We start from the raw sequence: 2,717 nt of genomic DNA on the forward strand, positions 1-2,717 counted from the left end.
GGTGACGGCGTGCCTTTTGAAGAATGAGCCTGCGAGTTTGCGGTGTGTTGCGAGGTTAACCCGTGTGGGGAAGCCGTAGCGAAAGCGAGTCCGAACAGGGCGATTCAGTAGCGCGCTCAAGACCCGAAGCGAAGTGATCTATCCATGGGCAGGTTGAAGCGTCGGTAAGACGACGTGGAGGACCGAACCCACTTAGGTTGAAAACTGAGGGGATGACCTGTGGATAGGGGTGAAAGGCCAATCAAACTTCGTGATAGCTGGTTCTCCCCGAAATGCATTTAGGTGCAGCGTTGCGTGTTTCTTGCCGGAGGTAGAGCACTGGATAGCCGATGGGCCCTACAAGGTTACTGACGTTAGCCAAACTCCGAATGCCGGTAAGTGAGAGCGCAGCAGTGAGACTGCGGGGGATAAGCTCCGTAGTCGAGAGGGAAACAGCCCAGACCATCAGCTAAGGCCCCTAAGCGGTGACTAAGTGGAAAAGGATGTGGAGTCGCATTGACAACCAGGAGGTTGGCTTGGAAGCAGCCACCCTTGAAAGAGTGCGTAATAGCTCACTGGTCAAGTGATTCCGCGCCGACAATGTAGCGGGGCTCAAGTCATCCGCCGAAGCTATGGCATTCAACGAATACATCAGCACGGACTCGATCCGTGTTCAGTGCGTTGGATGGGTAGGGGAGCGTCGTGTGGGCAGTGAAGCGCCGGAGTGATCCAGGCGTGGAGGCCACACGAGTGAGAATGCAGGCATGAGTAGCGAATCACGGGTGAGAAACCCGTGCGCCGAATGATCAAGGGTTCCAGGGTCAAGCTAATCTGCCCTGGGTAAGTCGGGACCTAAGGCGAGGCCGACAGGCGTAGTCGATGGACAACGGGTTGATATTCCCGTACCGGCGAAGTTGCGCCCATGACGAACCCGGTGATGCTAACCACCCGAAGCATCATGGACCGGACCCTTCGGGGCGAGGCCGTGGTGTGGAGCGTGGGACCCGAGCTGGTAGTAGTCAAGCGATGGGGTGACGCAGGAAGGTAGCCCAGCCACAGCGATGGTTGTCTGTGGGCAAGCGTGTAGGACGTCTGGTAGGCAAATCCGCCAGACACGTGTCTGAGACGTGACGCGGAGCCAATATGGCGAAGTGGGTGATCCTATGCTGTCGAGAAAAACCTCTAGCGAGCAACGAGCCGCCCGTACCCCAAACCGACTCAGGTGATCAAGTAGAGAATACTAAGGCGATCGAGACAACCATGGTTAAGGAACTCGGCAAAATGCCCCCGTAACTTCGGGAGAAGGGGGGCCGGATCCGTGAACCCACTTGCTGGGGGAAGCGGTGATGGCCGCAGAGACCAGGGGAAAGCGACTGTTTACTAAAAACACAGGTCCGTGCGAAGTTGTAAGACGATGTATACGGACTGACTCCTGCCCGGTGCTGGAAGGTTAAGAGGACCGGTTAGACACTTGTGTCGAAGCTGAGAATTTAAGCCCCAGTAAACGGCGGTGGTAACTATAACCATCCTAAGGTAGCGAAATTCCTTGTCGGGTAAGTTCCGACCTGCACGAATGGAGTAACGACTTTCCCACTGTCTCAACCATGGACTCGGCGAAATTGCACTACGAGTAAAGATGCTCGTTACGCGCGGCAGGACGGAAAGACCCCGGGACCTTTACTATAGTTTGGTATTGGTGTTTGGTACGGCTTGTGTAGGATAGGTGGGAGACTGTGAAACCTCGACGCCAGTTGAGGTGGAGTCAACGTTGAAATACCACTCTGGTCGTACTAGATGTCTAACCTAGGTCCGTTATCCGGATCAGGGACAGTGCCTGATGGGTAGTTTAACTGGGGCGGTTGCCTCCTAAAATGTAACGGAGGCGCTCAAAGGTTCCCTCAGCCTGGTTGGCAATCAGGTGGCGAGTGTAAGTGCACAAGGGAGCTTGACTGTGAGACAGACATGTCGAGCAGGGACGAAAGTCGGAACTAGTGATCTGGCCACGGCACGTGGAAGCGTGGTCACTCAACGGATAAAAGGTACCCCGGGGATAACAGGCTGATCTTCCCCAAGAGTCCATATCGACGGGATGGTTTGGCACCTCGATGTCGGCTCGTCGCATCCTGGGGCTGGAGTAGGTCCCAAGGGTTGGGCTGTTCGCCCATTAAAGCGGCACGCGAGCTGGGTTTAGAACGTCGTGAGACAGTTCGGTCCCTATCCGCCGCGCGCGCAGGAAACTTGAGAAAGGCTGTCCCTAGTACGAGAGGACCGGGATGGACGAACCTCTGGTGTGCCAGTTGTTCTGCCAAGAGCACGGCTGGTTGGCTACGTTCGGAAGTGATAACCGCTGAATGCATCTAAGCGGGAAGCACGTTTCAAGATGAGGTTTCCCACCACACAAGTGGGTAAGGCCCCCCACAGAACATGGGGTTGATAGGCCGGAGGTGTACAGCAGTAATGCCCAGCCGACCGGTACTAATAGGCCGAGGGCTTGTCCCAACCACGTACACAACACCACACACACCCGAACAACCTCGGGTGCACATGTCTCGCGTCCACTACGCAGTTCCCAACCAACAAACCCAACAGGGGTTTGCAACAGGTTGAAAGAGTTACGGCGGCCATAGCGAAACGGGAAACACCCGGTCCCATACCGAACCCGGAAGTTAAGCCTTTCAGCGCCGATGGTACTGCAACCGAGAGGTTGTGGGAGAGTAGGACGCCGCCGGACATACATT

At 55.9% G+C, this 2,717-nt stretch carries 2 rRNA genes; both read left to right on the forward strand.

Features of this window, described 5'->3' with window-relative positions:
• Nucleotides 1–2,478, forward strand: a 23S ribosomal RNA gene (locus J3P32_RS17535); the annotation flags it as partial.
• A gap of 114 nt (nt 2,479–2,592) precedes the next feature.
• Nucleotides 2,593–2,710: ribosomal RNA gene (gene rrf / locus J3P32_RS17540) — 5S ribosomal RNA — on the forward strand.
• Nucleotides 2,711–2,717 lie beyond the last annotated feature (7 nt).

Origin of the sequence: Nocardioides xinjiangensis (genome assembly GCF_017916385.1) — a bacterium.
Classification (GTDB): domain Bacteria; phylum Actinomycetota; class Actinomycetes; order Propionibacteriales; family Nocardioidaceae; genus Nocardioides; species Nocardioides xinjiangensis.